The sequence below is a fragment of the Pseudomonas sp. AC463 genome, assembly GCF_979253585.1.
Genome location: NZ_CEEDDZ010000013.1, coordinates 45,154 through 59,510, shown reverse-complemented (window position 1 = coordinate 59,510; position 14,357 = coordinate 45,154). Strand labels below are relative to the sequence as shown.

Below are 14,357 nucleotides of genomic sequence, written 5' to 3'. Positions count from 1 at the left end.
AAATCGCAGCATCGTTCATCCCCAGCTTCACACCTTGTCGGACTCTTCCTCAAGCCGGTCCATCTCAAACAAGCGCGCCAGTTCCGCACGGGCTTCCTGGGCGGTTTGCATCACCTTGGCCGCATCGTCGTACACCGCGTGTTGTGCGGCGAGTAGTTGCAGGTCGTGGTTCTTGAACCGTGTGATGCGCGCATCGGCCTGGACCTGGCTCAGGCCCAGGCCTACGAGGGTGCGGCGGCTCATTTCGAGACTGGAATAGAAGGTCTCGCGAATCGGCGAGGCGTCCAGGTCCACCAGGCGGTGCACGTGCTGGCGGTTACGCGCGCGGGCGATGATTTTCATGTGCGGGTAGAGGCTGCGCACCAGCTCGGCGGTCTTGATGTTGATCTCCGGGTCATCCATGGCGATCACGAAGAATTCCGCCTGGTCGACCTTGGCCGCGTGGAGGATTTCCGGGCGTTGCGGGTCGCCGTAGAACACCGGCATGCCGCCGAAACTACGGGTCAGCTCGATGGTTTCCACCGAGGTGTCGAGGGCGATGAACGAGATGTTCTGCGCGCGCAGGATCCGCGCCACGATCTGGCCCATACGGCCCATGCCGGCGATCACCACGCGCGGCGCATCGCTTTCGATGGTGCGGTATTCCTCGGGCACTTCCACCGGTTTGACCTTGGGCTTGAACAGCTTCGGGCATATCAACAGCAGCAACGGGGTCACGGCCATGGACAGGGTGATGGTCAGCACCAGGATGTCGTACAGATGGGGCTCGAACAGGCCCTGGTCGCGGCCGATCTTGAACACCACGAAGGCAAACTCACCCCCGGCCGCCAGCACCACGCCCAGGCGCAGGGCGCTTTCGCGGTTGAGATCGCCCACCAGGCGGCCCACGGCGTACAACAGCGGCAGCTTCAAACCGATCAGCAACAGCGTCAGGCCGATCACGATCAGCGGCGAGCTGAGCAGCAGGCTGAGGTTGGCGCCCATGCCCACGCTGATGAAAAACAGCCCGAGCAGCAGGCCCTTGAACGGCTCGATCTGGGATTCCAGTTCGTGACGGTACTCCGAGTCCGCCAGCAGCAGGCCGGCGAGGAAGGCGCCGAGGGCCATGGACACACCCACCAGCTCCATCAGCCATGCGGTGCCGATCACCACCAGCAAGGCGGTGGCGGTGGACACTTCGCGCAGGCCGGTCTTGGCGACGATGCGAAACACCGGCCGCAGCAGGTAGCGCCCGCCGATGATCACCACGGCGATGCTGCCGAGGATCTGCAACACGTGTTGCAGGCCCTGGGCTTCGGTGGTCGGGTGGTCGCTGCCGGCCAGCAGCGGCACCATGGCGATCAACGGGATTGCGGCGATGTCCTGGAACAGCAGGATGGCAAACGCCAGGCGCCCGTGGGGCTGGTTCAGCTCCTTGCGCTCGGCCAGGCTTTGCAGGCCGAATGCGGTGGACGACAGCGCCAGGCCCAGGCCCAGCACGATTGCGCTGTTCCACGACTGGCCAAACAGCCACAACGCCACCACGCCCATCACCAGGCCGGTGAGCAGCACCTGGGCCAGGCCGACCCCAAATACCGCCTTGCGCATGACCCAAAGACGTTTGGGTGACAGCTCCAGACCGATGATGAACAGCAGCAGCACCACCCCCAGTTCAGAAAATTGCGCGACGCTCTGCGGGTTGCCGATCAGGCCCAGTACCGACGGGCCGATGATCACACCGGCGAACAGATAGCCCAGCACTGCGCCCAACTGCAGGCGCTTGGCCAGGGGCACGGTCAGCACGGCCGCGAGCAGGAACACCACGGCTGCTTGTAACAGGTTGCCTTCATGGGGCATTGCGAACTCCAGGATCTTTAAAGCCAGTCAACAGGAGCGTATTAGAGCGCTTTTTACATTTCGATAATTGTGTTTTTGCGGCGTGTGAGCGTTTGCCGTCAGGCCGGAAGTACCTACAAACAATTTCCCGGGGGAGGCGGGTGGCAGTTCATCCGGTTCTTCTACTAGCTTTTAGGCTCTTGAGTTTATATTCCATGGGTGGCATATTTGCATGAGCTGGGAAATTGAATACACGGATGAATTCGGCGCCTGGTGGGAGCAACTTGGGGTCAAGGAGCAAGTGTCGGTATCTGCCAGCGTGGACTTGCTGGGGCTTTTCGGGCCTGGCCTGGGCTTTCCCCACAGTAGCGATATCAAGGGCTCTCGGCACGGTAACCTGCGGGAATTGCGCATACAGCACGCGGGGCGACCCTATCGGGTGTTGTACGCCTTTGATCCACGCCGATGCGCGTTATTGCTGATCGGTGCGGATAAAACCGGGCAACGGCGATGGTATGAGGAACACATCCCAATGGCCGAAAAGTTATACGACGTACACCTGGACACATTGCGTAAAGAGGGCCGTAACCATGGCTAAGAAATTCGCTGAACTTCAAGCCCGCATGACATCGCAGGCACGTGAAGACGCCAAGCAGCTGTTCGAGCAGCACCTGAAGGAAATGCCGCTGCATGAGCTGCGCAAGGCCCAACAGTTGAGCCAGGAGAACCTGGCCAAACGCTTGAATATCAACCAGGCCGCCGTCTCCAAGATGGAGCGGCGCACCGACATGTACATCAGCACGTTGCGCGACTACATCCGTGCGATGGGCGGCGAGCTGGAAATTATCGCGACGTTCCCCGACGGCCAGGTAAAGATCGATAACTTCGCGTGCTGAGTGGATCGCGCCTGTAGCGAGCTAGCGAGCCCGCTCGCTACAAGGTACGGATTTATTTTTCCGCCTGCATCACGGTCGGACGCCCGGCAGGCGCCAAATTCGCGGGCTTGCGATACAAACCCACCGCCAGCCCGGCGATGATGATCCCGATCGAAATCAGGTTCGGCGTGGAAATCCGCTCACCGATGATCAACATCGAGCTGGTAATGCCAAACACCGGAATCAACAACGACAGCGGCGCCACGGTCGACACCGGGTACAGCTTGAGCAGCGAGTTCCAGCCCCAGTAGGCAAAGTGTGTGGCCAGGTACACCTGGAACAGGATGGACAGGATGGCCGTCAGGTCGAGGCTGGCTTGCAGGCCTTCGAATGCGGCGCTGCCATGCATCAGCCAGGCGGTCAGAAACAGCGGGATCGGCGGGATCAGGCTGGCCCACACCATGAACGAGAAGATCTCCTTGACCCCGGATTTTTTGATGATCACGTTGCCCACGCTCCAGGCCACCGCACTGAGTACGATCAGCATGACCCCCAGCACCGCATGGTTGCCTTGCTGGGTGGAAATGATTCCCGCCAGGCCGATCAGGGCCATGACGGCGCCGAGCATTTGTGCGCCGCGGATTTTCTCCTTGAACAGCACAAAGCCCCAACCCATGGTGAAAAACACGCTGAGTTGGATGATCAATGAAGCAATCCCCGGGCTCACGCCCACCTGGATCCCGTAGTTGATCACGCCCCACATGCCCAGCCCGAAGATAAAGCCGTAGGCGGCCACGTAGCTGAATTTCACGGCTGGGCGCTTGATGAAAAACACCAGCGGCAAGGCGGCGAGGGCAAAGCGGATGCCGGTGAGTACAAACGGGTCGATCGCGCGCAGGCCCAATTTGGTGATGGGGAAATTCACCCCCCACACCAGGGTGACGAGTACGGCGAGCGACAAATGTTTTTTCAGCATGGACCCTCCTTGGGTCTGGCGGCGCAGCGCAGTCGCACTGCGCCGCCGTTAGGTCAGTTCAAGGCGAACCGTTTTTGCATCAGGCACAGCCCGGCAATTTCCATCAGCAGGTTGTCGGCCGATGCGCGCTGGGCAGCAGACAAGCTTGGCAGGGTGGCCAGCAAGGCGCGCACTTTGCGCGAGTCGAAGAACGGCACATTGCTCAGGGCCGGGCCGCTCAACACGTCGTTGACCATCTCGAACAGCTTCGATTGCGGGCTTTCGGACGCCGGAGGCGCGCGGAAGTACTGCTTCTTGCGGTCCAGCACTGCCTGAGGCACATACGGGCGCATGGCTTCGCGCAACGCATATTTTTCGGTGGCGCCGCGTACTTTCATGTTCACCGGCAGGCGGCAGGCGGCTTCGATCACCTGATGGTCGAGCAGAGGCGGGCGGCCTTCGAGGCTGCCGGCCATTTCCATGCGGTCGCCCAGGGAGGTGAGGACCACGTTGGGCAGGCTGGACTTGGCCACCATGTACAGCGAGCGGTTAACCGGCTCCCAGCCGTTAAGCGCGCGCGGGCTCAGGCGGTCGTAGAACTGGCGGTAGGCATCCACATCGCAGAAACGCTCGCGGAAGTCATCGGTGTACAACTGCGCCAGCGGGCCGAACAGCGCCGATTGGGTTTGCAGCCAGGACACGCCGTGACCCAATTCATCCTGCACCCACTTCACGTCATTTTTGCCGCTAGGCAGGTAGCGGTCTTCGCTGGCATGCAGGCGGCGAGCGAGTTCGGCGATCACCGCAGGGTCCTGGTGTTCGTGGTTGTACAGCACCATGTCGCGGCGGTAGTGCGGGTAGCCGCCGAATACTTCGTCTGCGCCTTCACCGGTCAGCACCGCTCGCATGCCCTGGTTCTGCACGTATTTGCACAGCAGGTACTTGGCCACGCTGTGGGCGTTGGCGAACGGCATCTCGGCGTGCCACAGCGCATTTTCGAAGTTGTCCGCCATGTCGGAGGAGTTCACCGATAACACATTGAGGTGCGCGCGGTTATGCCGTGCAGCAATCTCGGCGTACTGGCGCTCGTCGTAGGCCTGTTCGCCCTCGAACGACAAGTGGAACGCCTGCAACGGCTGGCCGGTCAGCTCGGTGGCGATCCCCAGCATCGCCGAGGAGTCCAGCCCGCCACTCAGGCACACGCCCACCGGCACGTCGGCATGCAGGCGCAGGCGCACGGATTCCTCGATGGTGTGGCGCAGAGAATCGATGATTTCGGCTTCGCTGCGTTGCTCGGTGGCCTGGGCGTCAGGGAAATCCCAGTCCCAATATTGCTCGGTCTGCAGCCCGCTTTCGTCGGCGATGATCCAGCAGCCCGGCTTGACGCTGCGGATGTTGTTGAACAGCGTGCGGTCGCGCAGGATAAAGCCACGGCTGGCGTAGGCTTCGTGGTCCCACTGCGCCGGCACGCCGGCCGCCAGCAGGGCCTTGATTTCGGAGGCGAAGTACCAGGCGCCTTCATGCTCGGTGTAGTACAGCGGCTTGACGCCCACCCGGTCACGCACGGCAAACAGCTTTTTGCGCAGGCGGTCGAAAATCAGGATGGTGAATTCGCCGCGAAGTTGCTTGAGCCCGCGTACGCCGTGGCGGCGGTACAGGTGCATGGCGATTTCGCTGTCGGAGGAGGTCTTGAAGCGGCAGCCGTCACTTTCCAGCTCGCTGCGAATGCGCTGATAGTCATAGAACTCGCCGTTGACCATCATCACCAGGTCGCCTTCGTCGGCGACGATAGGCTGGGTGCCATTGCCCAGCCCGACCAGGCCCAGGCGCACATAACCGAAAGCGGCCTGGCCCTTGGGGTCGAACCATTGGCTGGAGCTGTCCGGGCCACGGTGATGGATGGCGCGCAGGGCGGCATCAAACATGTTCGGGTTGAACGCACGGGGTTGCTTGGCAAACACGCCAATGTATCCACACATAATCAGTACTCTGTTGAATTTGTATTGGTCAGCGGCACGCTGGGTTCAAACGGTGATCGCCGGTTCGGGCGTCACCGGCAGCTCGGGCAGCACCGAGGTGGGCTGTATGCCAATCGAGCTAAGGATTTCGGGCATGGCCGAGTAGTCCGCTTCGCCGGTTTCGATAAATTGCGTCGGCAGCAGCAGCGAGCGATCGCCGAACACTTCAAGCAGTTGCGGCAGGATGATTCGCCACGCGGAAATCTCGCGCATCGGGAACACCCGGATCGAGTTGGCGATGCCACGGGTAAACAGGGCGGTTTGCTGTGGGGTGAAGTCGCCGACCACCTGCTGCACGAACAGCGGGAAGATGTGCTTGTGCACCAGTTCGTCTTTTTTGTGCAGCGCCACCACGTGACGGAATACCGGCTGGATCTCCGGCGCGTCGCTGAGTTCGGCCAGGTAGTCGCTGATGAACGTCTCCGAGACCAGCGAGAAGGCCAGGCGGTAAATCTTGAAATCCGCCTCGGACAGGGTGGCCTGGGCCTGACTCAGGTGGCGGGTCAGTTCCAGCTCCGGCCATTTGATGCGGATGCCGCGTTGGGTGATCGCCAGTTCGCACATGTTGATCGAGAACAGTGTGTGGTAAGCCTCATCCGCCAGGGTTTCGGAAATCGTCGCGGCGCTGGCCGAACTCAGGCGCGAGCCCAGTTGCAGCAGATCCAGGCAGGAAGGGCAGATGATCTCGGTTTCGATGGCGATGGTTTTCTGGTTGTAGATCACCCAGCCGGCCGACAGGATCAGCAGTTTCAGGGCGTGGGGGTAATTCTGGTAATGCGGGTCATGGGCGAAGGGCAGCAGGGCTTCGAGGAAGTCCGGCGCCTGCAGGTCAAGCTGGATGTCCGGGCGCTGGGAGTCCAGCTTGATCTGTGCGCGTTTGTGCCAGCTGCGTTCGATTTTGATCAGTCGTTCATCGGCTGCGTCATTGCTGCGATAAAGATCGTCTTGAGTGCTGTGCTGAAACATGGTTTCACCGGTTGATAGTGAGTTGTGAAGGCCATCCATGGTTTGCCGAGGCGCGCTCGGCAACGTTCACGACCGGGAGCTACACCGCTTCTGGTGCGGTTTGGATCTTGTCCTTCTTGCGATCCAGGAAGTCCGCCAGGCGATCCTGGGTGCGCACGTCGGAGGACACCACCGCCGCAATCAGGGCTTCTGTCATCAGGCCGTCCTGTTGGCTCTGGTCGACAATGCGCGGCAATACGTGGGTGACCGCGTAGTTGGTCATGGGCAGGTTGCCCGCGATCTTGTGGGCCAATTCGGTGGCCTTGAGCACCGCCTGGCCAACCGGCACCAGGTATTGAGCCACGCCGCGCTCGTAGCTTTCCTTGGCGTAGAGGGTGCGGCCGGTGAGCATCATGTCGGTCATCAGCGCAATGCCGGCGATACGCGGGAAGCGTACCGAGGCACCAACCCCCACATACAGGCCGCGCATGGCTTCGGGCAGCGAGAAGAACGCGCTGTCATCGACCACACGCAGGCTGCACGCCGTGGCGATTTCCAGGCCGCCACCGATGGCCGCGCCGGTAATGGCGGCCACCACGGGCACTTTGCCGAACTGGATCAGTTCGAACGTCTTGTGCCATTCACGGAAGGCCTGCACGTTGTCGATCACCGACTGGTCGCGGATTTCCGACAGGTCCAACCCGGTACAAAAATGCTGGCTGGTGCTGTAGAGCACGGCGGCGCCAATGCCTTCAGGCAGGTTGCTGAAGGTGTCGCGCAGTTCGTGCATGACCTCCAGAGACATGGCGTTGCGCTTCTGTGGTCGATTGAGCCCTACCATCAGCACAGCGCCGTCTACTCGTACGTCCAAGTAGTTTTTGACTGTCATTTTCCGAATATCCCTTCGAAATGAACCCAGCTTGGGGAGCAACGATTCTAGGTGGGGAACTTTTGGCCTGCTTGCTATGTCAGGTCATAGTTTGACAAAATCGGGCCATGCAGCCGACCTTCACCTTTTCGCCCTATGAACCCGACAGCCCTGAAGCGGTGGTGACGCTGCGCGAGTACCCGTCGGGCACCGTGTTTCCACGCCACACGCACCGGCGTGGGCAGTTCGCCTATGCCTCCACCGGCGCGCTGAAGATGTTCACCGACCTGGGCAACTGGGTGGTGCCGCCACAACGGGCGATCTGGGTGCCGGGTGGGGTAGCGCATGAAATGCACATGCGCGGTGACGTGGTGATGCTCAACACCTACCTCGACGACGATGCCACCCAGCGCGCGGGGTTGCAGGACCATTGCCAGGTGTTTGGCGTATCGCCACTGCTGCGCCACCTGCTGGAGGCCGCGCTGGCGATCGGGCCATCCGCCTCGCCCAGCGTGCGCGACCGCTGCGTGCTGACCCTGCTGATCGACGAAATCGGCACCATGCCCGAATTGCCCCTCAGCGCGCCGTTGCCCTCCGAGTCACGCCTGGCCCGTTCCTGTCAGCGCTTTCTGGACGCGCCCACGCAGAAAATCTCCATCGGCGAAATGGCCGACTGGTCGAGCATGAGCCGGCGCACCTTTACGCGTAACTTTCGTGAGTGCACCGGCATGACCTTTGTGTCGTGGCGCCAGCAGGTCTGCCTGTTGGAGGCAACGGCGCGCCTCAGCCACGGCTCGTCGATCACCGATGTGGCGTTTGAGCTGGGCTTCAGCAGCTCCAGCGCGTTTACCTCGGTGTTTCGCCGCAACCTGGGGGATTCGCCGGCGCGCTACCTGGCCAAGTCCAAGGCTGCGTCGATGTTCTGAAAGGAGGAGGACGCCAACCGGGTGCCTTTCCCCCGGCGGTACGGCGTTGAGCCTCACCCTTTGATACTATCGCCGTCCCTTGTTACCAGGAGTCACCGGCCCATGCAGCACCAGTGGGATGAAATGCACCGCACCCGCAAGCCCACGTTCCTGCTGTGCGGCGAGCCTCAGGGGGATGTGCTCAATCTCTATGTTCACGGTTATTCGGCGTTCTTCAATCGGCAACAACTGGGCAGTTTCAAGGCGCAGCTGGCGGGTATCGAAGGCTCGACCAACCTGATGCTGTTCTGGCCGGCGGGGCATTTTCTGGAAAACCTGTTCGCGCCGTTCAAGGATGTCATCGGTGCGATGCTCGGCGGTGGCAGCCTGGGCGCGGCGACGGTGGGAGTAGGCAAGGCGATTGCCTATTTTCTCGACCACTACAAAAGCGTCGAAGCCCGGGTGGACGAAGTGGCCAGGAGCCTGCTGCCCGAGCTTGCCGCTTACCTGCATGGTGAGTCACTGCAGGTGCGGCGCATCAACCTGATCGGGCATTCCCTGGGCGCGCGGATCCTGGTCAAGAGCCTGCTGGCCAACCCGGAAACCGCCCGCGAGCTGCCGCTGGACAACCTGCTGTTGATGGGCGGGGCGATCTGCACTTCAAGCCCGTGGGATGAGGTGGCGGCGCCGCTCAAGGGCCGGGTCATCAACTGCCATTCCAGCAAGGACTGGGCCCTGGCCATGAAGCCCGACACCGAGCGTTGCATCGGCCGTTATGCGATCCCGCTGACGCCTGTACTCAAGGCCAAGGTGACCAATGTGCACCTGGCATCCTTCGATCACGCGGCCTATTGGCCGCAATTGCAGACGGTGGTGCAGTACACCGACCTGCTGCATGAGCGGCGCGGCCTGATCCGTTCCGACCAGCGCAGCAGCGAGGTGCGCTTTGCCGAGGAAGACGTGGAACTGTTCCCGGCCCTGGTGCAGGCGCGGCCGGAGGAATTGAAGTTCCTCGCCGAATTGATGGCGCAAAAGCGCAGCGCGTCGATCGATGCCACGGTGCGCGGGCCGCTCAAGCTGGCCATCGAGTTGCAACGCATGGGCGGCGACACCTTTATGAACCTGGCCCGTGGCCATGGCGTGAACTACCGGCAGATCGCCGAAGATGTGGCGCAGCGCCTGGGCATCAAATTTGACGAGCCCCTGGCCAGCGTCGCGCTGGCGGACCTTGAGGCCAGGGTCGCGGAAACGCTCATCGAACAGTACAAGGACAAACTCAGCAATGCCGACCGGCAGGTGTTCGAGGCTGAACTCAAGGCCGCCGCGCAAAAAGAGCAGGGGTTGTTCAATCGTATTGATGTCGGGCGTTCAGCCACCACGGCATTGAGCGGCACTGCGCTGGCCGGGCTGACCGGTTTTATCCTGCGCCGTGGCGCCGCCACGGCGATCCCGGTGGTGGGCCAGGCGCTGGCTGCCGCGATGCTGCTGGTGAGCGGGGTGCGCGCGTTTTCCGGGCCGGCGTACTCGATCACCACCCTGGCGGTGCTGGTGGTGGGAGTGATTCGCCAGCGCATGGAACGTGAGGCGCTGAGCCAGGAGCTGGACCTGGTGGTGCAGGTGGTGGAGGCGTTTGACCTGCCGCGGGATACGGTGATGCGCACGGTTGCATCCGACTGATAAGCTGCGCCCTTGTCTTAAGTGTTTGCCTGGGATACCGCGTGAAATTCAGCCTGCCGAAAATTGCTACCGCCCCGTTCTGCCCGCCGGAAGTGGCCGGCTCCGTCGCCGTTGATCCCAAGGCGTCGTTCTTCAAGCGCGTTTTAATGTTCGCAGGCCCCGGGCTGCTGATCTCCATCGGCTACATGGACCCGGGCAACTGGGCCACGGCCATCGAGGCCGGCTCGCGCTACGGCTACAGCCTGTTGTTTGTGGTGCTGCTGGCCAGCCTGGCAGGGATGGCGGTGCAGTGCCTGTGTTCGCGGCTGGGCATCGCCACCGGCAAGGACCTGGCGCAACTGTGCCGCGAACGCTACAGCAAGCGTTCCGCACGCACCCAATGGGTGCTGGCGGAAATCTCGATTATCGCCACCGACCTTGCCGAAGTGCTTGGCTGCGCCCTGGCGTTTCACTTACTGCTGGGGGTGTCGTTGACCACCGGCATTGTCATCACGGCCTTTGACACGTTGTTGATCCTGGCCCTGCAAAACCGCGGGTTCCGTCGCCTGGAGGCGATCATGCTGGCGCTGGTGGCGACCATCGGCGTGTGCTTCTTCATCGAACTGGTGCTGATCAAACCCTACTGGCCCGACGTATTCAGCGGTTTTACCCCGTCACTGTCGGCCATCAGCGATGCCGCGCCGCTGTACCTGGCCATTGGCATCCTCGGCGCCACGGTGATGCCCCATAACCTGTACCTGCACAGTTCGATTGTGCAAACCCGGCTGATCGGCAAAGACCTCGCCAGCAAACAGGACGCGGTCAAGCTGGCGCGCATCGACACCATCGGCTCCCTGGCCCTGGCGCTGCTGGTCAACGCCGCGATCCTGGTGCTTGCCGCCGCAGCCTTCCACAAGACTGGCCACACCGACGTGGTGGAAATCCAGGACGCCTACCACCTGCTCGACCCGCTGGTGGGCGGCGCGTTTGCCAGCATCCTGTTCGGCGTTGCCTTGCTGGCGTCCGGGCAAAGCTCGACGTTTACCGGCACCATCGCCGGGCAAGTGATCATGGAGGGCTACCTCAACCTGCGCATCCCGTGCTGGCAACGGCGCTTGATTACCCGTGGGCTGGCGCTGATCCCGGCGTTTCTCGGCGTGTGGCTGATGGGCGACGACGCCATCGGCAAGCTGTTGATCCTCAGCCAGGTGGTGCTCAGCCTGCAATTGCCGTTCGCGCTGTACCCGCTGATCCGCATGACGGGCGATAAGCAGCTGATGGGGCCCTTCGTTAACCGCCTGCCTACGCGGGTGTTGGCGTGGTTTCTGTTTGCGGTGATCAGTGGGGCGAATGCGTGGTTGATTGGGCAGTGGGTGTTTTGATCAAGGTCGGGCAGTACTAAACAAGGATCGCCAAGGATGTGTATTGGGCGACCTGTGGGTCGGCGGTCAATAACTTCATCGGTTCGTTGATGGCTGTTGCAACAATGAGCCGGTCGAAAGGATCCTTGTGATGGTGTTTCAGATCCTTTACCGCAATCGCATGTTCTGATGTGACGGGCAGTTCGACGAACCCGCTATCCAGGCAGCACTCACGGATTTCATTCAGATCGACAGTGAGTTTTCCCAAGCCGACCTTGATTGCCATCTCCCAGAATGTTGCAGCGCTGATGTAAATCTCCGCTGCATTCTCGATCAGCTTTCTGGCTTTACGGGATAACTTGGCGTCATCAGTCAGTACCCATAGCAGGATATGAGTATCTAAAAGCACCCTCATAGTAGGGTGCCCTCGAAGGCCGCCAGTAGATCGTCGGGTAGAGGGGCATCGAAGTCCTCAGGAATAACCAACTTCCCTTTCATCTCACCAATTCGTCGACCTTTGGACTTGCCTACGGGTACAAGCTGCGCCATTGCACGTCCATGTTTGGCAATGGTGATGACTTTACCGTTGGCGGCTTCATCGACCAGTTTTGACAGATTATTTTTCGCTTCACCCAAGGGTACGGTAATCATTTGGCTCTCCCCGTATTTTGGCCAAATATAGCCAAAGTTTGGAGGGCTATCAAAGATTGCCCGACAGCTGGCTGAAGCGGTTTGTCCGGCGGGCGACTTTTTGTAGTACATGACTTCCATGGCATATCTCCAAAAAAGAACTAGCCGAAGTCTGCCGCAGACTTTTTTGTTCAGAAATACTGGCCAGTAAAATCAGAACGGACCTACTTTTTAAGCTAGGAAATTTCGCCAAAACCTGTGCTCATCTATCCCAATACGGCACCACCCCAAAACACTCCACAAAATAATCAATCACTGTACGCACCTTCAGCGACAACCGCCGGCTGCCTGGCCACAACGCGGCGATCTGCTGCGGCTCCAGAGTGGTTGCCACTTCATAGTCGGTGAGTACCGCCTGCAAGGTGCCGGCGCGCAGGCCTTCGCCGATCAGCCAGGACGGAAACACCACCAGCCCCAGGCCCTGTTCGGCGGCATGGGTGAGGGTGTCGGCATGGTTGCCGGTGATCGGACCCTTGACGCTGTAGGGTTTCCAGTCGCCGTGGCCCTTGCGGAAGAACCAGCGTTGCTGGCCGGTGATGCCTTTGTAGGCCAGGCACTGGTGGTTGAGCAGTTCGTCTGGGTGGTGCGGCGTGCCGTGCCGGGCCAGGTAGGCGGGGCTGGCGGCGATGCGAAAGCGTTGGGGCGCGAAGATGCGCGCCTGCATGCTGGAGTCGTTGAGCACGCCGATGCGGAACATCAAGTCGGTGCCGTCCTGCAGGGGGTCGACGTAGGTGTCGGTCTGCTGGATATCCAGCTGCAGCTTCGGATAGCGCCGGCACAGTTCGCCCAGCCACGGTGACAGATGGCGCTGACCGAACACCATTGGCGCATTGATGCGCACCAGGCCGCTGGGTTCGTTTTCCTGCTCCTGGAGTTCCTGGCCGGCAGCTTCCAGTTGTTCGAGCAGCAAGCGCGCATGCCGCCCGAGCAGGCGCCCGGCCTCGGTGGGGCTGACCGCGCGGGTGTGGCGATAGAGCAATTGCTGGCCGAGCGCCTGCTCCATCAGCTGGATTTGCCGGGAGATCGAGGAGGGCGCCAGGCCTTCGCGGCGTGCCACTTCCGAAAAGCTGCCGTGGTCCAGCACCGCTACAAACAGGCGCAAGGCCTTGAAACTCAATTCATTCAAACCCTGCATCGTGGCTCCGTGCTGTGCGTAATGCGCAAAGGTGTTATCCGCATGCTCCCATTTATCGCACAGGACGGCCACCGGATAATGCGCGCCATGTTTCCTTTCTTGACGCGCAGGTGATGTATGCAGGCCAGTTCCATCGAGGGTGTAGCGCAGGCTACGCCGAAAAAAAACCTTCTGCGTTTGCTGTTGTTGCCGCTGGTGATCCTGGCCGGTATGGGCCTGTCGGTGGAGGCCGGTTTGCTCGGGCCTCTGGGTGGGCAGGTCGGGCATTTGTGGGCGACCCTGAGCATCTTCGGCGTCGGCACGGCGATCCTGTTTTTGCTGCTGCTGTTCAGCGGCCCGCAAAAGGGCCCGGCCTTGACCGACCTGCCGCGCTGGCAACTGATCGGCGGCTTTTTGGGGCCGATGTACGTGGTGGTGCTGACCCTGGCCACGCCGCATATCGGGATCGCGATGACCATGATCGCGATTCTGTCCGGCCAAGTCGGCAAGAGTGTACTGATCGACCATTTCGGCTGGTTCGGCACGGCGCGCAAACGCGTGAATGGCGAGCGCTGGATTGCCCTGGCGCTGATTGTGGCGGCACTTGTTTTGATTGCGCGAGGATAAGGCGATGAATCTGATTCTGTTATTGGTCGTAGTGGTTGCCGCCGGCGCGGTCCTGAGTGTGCAGGCGGCAATCAACGGTCGGCTGGGCCAGACGGTGGGCGTGCTGCGCAGCAGCCTGGTGACCTTTTCGGTGGGCGCCCTGGTTACCGCGCTGTTGATTTTCTTCTTCGAACCGGCCCAGGCCGTAAGCCTGCTGGACGTGCCCAAGTGGCAGTTGACCGGCGCGTTGTTTGGCGTGGTGTACATGATGGTGATGGTCGGCGCGGTACCGGTCGTTGGCACCGCGGTGGCCACCGTGGCGGTGATCACCGGGCAGTTGGGCATGGGCATGCTGATCGACAACTTCGGCTGGCTGGGCAACCCGGCGATTGAACTGTCGAGCGGTCGCATCGTGGCGATGGCGTGTTTGGCCTTGGCGCTGGTGTTCATGTACCGCAGCAATACGCGCACCGACTGACAGGATGAACCATTGGCGCCGGGCTACAGTCATTGCTTAAGGTGCCGGCGCCCGCCGCACCGGGACGACCA

15 protein-coding genes are annotated in these 14,357 nt (G+C 61.3%); 7 read left to right on the top strand and 8 right to left on the bottom strand.

Annotated features, from left to right (window positions below; all coding sequences use genetic code 11):
* Positions 1-27: 27 nt before the first annotated feature.
* Positions 28-1,836: a monovalent cation:proton antiporter-2 (CPA2) family protein gene (locus AC0IYH_RS17510; RefSeq protein ID WP_122772761.1), complete on the bottom strand. Its 1,809-nt coding sequence runs from the start codon at positions 1,834-1,836 to the stop codon at positions 28-30.
* A 211-nt stretch (positions 1,837-2,047) separates the two neighbouring features.
* Here AC0IYH_RS17510 and AC0IYH_RS17505 point away from each other — a divergent pair, with 211 nt between their 5' ends.
* A complete protein-coding gene (locus AC0IYH_RS17505; protein ID WP_471835414.1) occupies positions 2,048-2,413 on the top strand; it encodes a type II toxin-antitoxin system RelE/ParE family toxin in 366 nt (121 codons plus the stop codon).
* Complete coding sequence (locus AC0IYH_RS17500; protein WP_116630217.1) at positions 2,406-2,711, top strand: XRE family transcriptional regulator; 306 nt, start codon at positions 2,406-2,408, stop codon at positions 2,709-2,711. The genes AC0IYH_RS17505 and AC0IYH_RS17500 overlap by 8 nt, the downstream gene beginning before the upstream one ends.
* Before the next feature lie 52 nt (positions 2,712-2,763).
* Here the strand turns inward: AC0IYH_RS17500 and AC0IYH_RS17495 are convergent, their stop codons facing one another.
* From AC0IYH_RS17495 to AC0IYH_RS17480, 4 genes are all read right to left on the bottom strand, one after another.
* Positions 2,764-3,666 carry an EamA family transporter gene (locus tag AC0IYH_RS17495; protein WP_116630216.1) on the bottom strand — a complete coding sequence of 301 codons (903 nt, stop codon included), beginning with the start codon at positions 3,664-3,666 and terminating at the stop codon, positions 2,764-2,766.
* A gap of 53 nt (positions 3,667-3,719) precedes the next feature.
* Positions 3,720-5,624 (bottom strand): asparagine synthase (glutamine-hydrolyzing), encoded by a 1,905-nt coding sequence (asnB, locus tag AC0IYH_RS17490; protein ID WP_471835411.1) that lies wholly within the window; start codon positions 5,622-5,624, stop codon positions 3,720-3,722.
* Positions 5,625-5,669: 45 nt separating this feature from the next.
* The gene (locus tag AC0IYH_RS17485) at positions 5,670-6,629 is read right to left on the bottom strand and encodes a diiron oxygenase (RefSeq protein ID WP_471835409.1); all 960 of its coding nucleotides are present in this window, start codon (positions 6,627-6,629) and stop codon (positions 5,670-5,672) included.
* Positions 6,630-6,708: 79 nt separating this feature from the next.
* Positions 6,709-7,497: a crotonase/enoyl-CoA hydratase family protein gene (locus tag AC0IYH_RS17480; protein WP_101268966.1), complete on the bottom strand. Its 789-nt coding sequence runs from the start codon at positions 7,495-7,497 to the stop codon at positions 6,709-6,711.
* Positions 7,498-7,604: 107 nt separating this feature from the next.
* On the opposite strand from AC0IYH_RS17480, the gene AC0IYH_RS17475 reads away from it, so the two are divergent.
* The 3 genes from AC0IYH_RS17475 (at position 7,605) to AC0IYH_RS17465 (ending at position 11,419) form a co-directional block, all read left to right on the top strand.
* Complete coding sequence (locus AC0IYH_RS17475) at positions 7,605-8,402, top strand: AraC family transcriptional regulator (RefSeq protein ID WP_471835406.1); 798 nt, start codon at positions 7,605-7,607, stop codon at positions 8,400-8,402.
* Between the two features lie 102 nt (positions 8,403-8,504).
* Positions 8,505-10,058: a DUF726 domain-containing protein gene (locus AC0IYH_RS17470; protein WP_471835405.1), complete on the top strand. Its 1,554-nt coding sequence runs from the start codon at positions 8,505-8,507 to the stop codon at positions 10,056-10,058.
* Positions 10,059-10,099: 41 nt separating this feature from the next.
* Positions 10,100-11,419, top strand: coding sequence for an Nramp family divalent metal transporter (locus AC0IYH_RS17465; RefSeq protein ID WP_122772766.1), 1,320 nt, complete (start codon positions 10,100-10,102; stop codon positions 11,417-11,419).
* Positions 11,420-11,435: 16 nt separating this feature from the next.
* Here the strand turns inward: AC0IYH_RS17465 and AC0IYH_RS17460 are convergent, their stop codons facing one another.
* From AC0IYH_RS17460 to AC0IYH_RS17450, 3 genes are all read right to left on the bottom strand, one after another.
* Positions 11,436-11,813, bottom strand: coding sequence for a type II toxin-antitoxin system VapC family toxin (locus tag AC0IYH_RS17460; protein ID WP_471835403.1), 378 nt, complete (start codon positions 11,811-11,813; stop codon positions 11,436-11,438).
* On the bottom strand, positions 11,810-12,169 hold the full coding sequence (locus AC0IYH_RS17455; RefSeq protein ID WP_471835401.1) for a type II toxin-antitoxin system Phd/YefM family antitoxin: 360 nt from the start codon (positions 12,167-12,169) through the stop codon (positions 11,810-11,812). The genes AC0IYH_RS17460 and AC0IYH_RS17455 overlap by 4 nt, the downstream gene beginning before the upstream one ends.
* Positions 12,170-12,290: 121 nt before the next feature.
* On the bottom strand, positions 12,291-13,223 hold the full coding sequence (locus AC0IYH_RS17450; protein ID WP_122772769.1) for a LysR family transcriptional regulator: 933 nt from the start codon (positions 13,221-13,223) through the stop codon (positions 12,291-12,293).
* Between the two features lie 117 nt (positions 13,224-13,340).
* Here AC0IYH_RS17450 and AC0IYH_RS17445 point away from each other — a divergent pair, with 117 nt between their 5' ends.
* Together AC0IYH_RS17445 and AC0IYH_RS17440 are read left to right on the top strand one after the other, a co-directional pair.
* Positions 13,341-13,829: a DMT family transporter gene (locus AC0IYH_RS17445; RefSeq protein ID WP_116630208.1), complete on the top strand. Its 489-nt coding sequence runs from the start codon at positions 13,341-13,343 to the stop codon at positions 13,827-13,829.
* Between the two features lie 4 nt (positions 13,830-13,833).
* The gene (locus AC0IYH_RS17440; protein ID WP_116630207.1) at positions 13,834-14,286 is read left to right on the top strand and encodes a DMT family transporter; all 453 of its coding nucleotides are present in this window, start codon (positions 13,834-13,836) and stop codon (positions 14,284-14,286) included.
* Positions 14,287-14,357: the final 71 nt, after the last annotated feature.

Bases quoted from the DNA above. Each gene is read 5' to 3' on its own strand.
- AC0IYH_RS17510 (WP_122772761.1), bottom strand. From the start codon at position 1,836: ATGCCCCATGAAGGCAACCTGTTACAAGCAGCCGTGGTGTTCCTGCTC.
- AC0IYH_RS17505 (WP_471835414.1), top strand. From the start codon at position 2,048: ATGAGCTGGGAAATTGAATACACGGATGAATTCGGCGCCTGGTGGGAG.
- AC0IYH_RS17500 (WP_116630217.1), top strand. From the start codon at position 2,406: ATGGCTAAGAAATTCGCTGAACTTCAAGCCCGCATGACATCGCAGGCA.
- AC0IYH_RS17495 (WP_116630216.1), bottom strand. From the start codon at position 3,666: ATGCTGAAAAAACATTTGTCGCTCGCCGTACTCGTCACCCTGGTGTGG.
- asnB (WP_471835411.1), bottom strand. From the start codon at position 5,624: ATGTGTGGATACATTGGCGTGTTTGCCAAGCAACCCCGTGCGTTCAAC.
- AC0IYH_RS17485 (WP_471835409.1), bottom strand. From the start codon at position 6,629: ATGTTTCAGCACAGCACTCAAGACGATCTTTATCGCAGCAATGACGCA.
- AC0IYH_RS17480 (WP_101268966.1), bottom strand. From the start codon at position 7,497: ATGACAGTCAAAAACTACTTGGACGTACGAGTAGACGGCGCTGTGCTG.
- AC0IYH_RS17475 (WP_471835406.1), top strand. From the start codon at position 7,605: ATGCAGCCGACCTTCACCTTTTCGCCCTATGAACCCGACAGCCCTGAA.
- AC0IYH_RS17470 (WP_471835405.1), top strand. From the start codon at position 8,505: ATGCAGCACCAGTGGGATGAAATGCACCGCACCCGCAAGCCCACGTTC.
- AC0IYH_RS17460 (WP_471835403.1), bottom strand. From the start codon at position 11,813: ATGAGGGTGCTTTTAGATACTCATATCCTGCTATGGGTACTGACTGAT.
- AC0IYH_RS17455 (WP_471835401.1), bottom strand. From the start codon at position 12,169: ATGGAAGTCATGTACTACAAAAAGTCGCCCGCCGGACAAACCGCTTCA.
- AC0IYH_RS17450 (WP_122772769.1), bottom strand. From the start codon at position 13,223: ATGCAGGGTTTGAATGAATTGAGTTTCAAGGCCTTGCGCCTGTTTGTA.
- AC0IYH_RS17445 (WP_116630208.1), top strand. From the start codon at position 13,341: ATGCAGGCCAGTTCCATCGAGGGTGTAGCGCAGGCTACGCCGAAAAAA.
- AC0IYH_RS17440 (WP_116630207.1), top strand. From the start codon at position 13,834: ATGAATCTGATTCTGTTATTGGTCGTAGTGGTTGCCGCCGGCGCGGTC.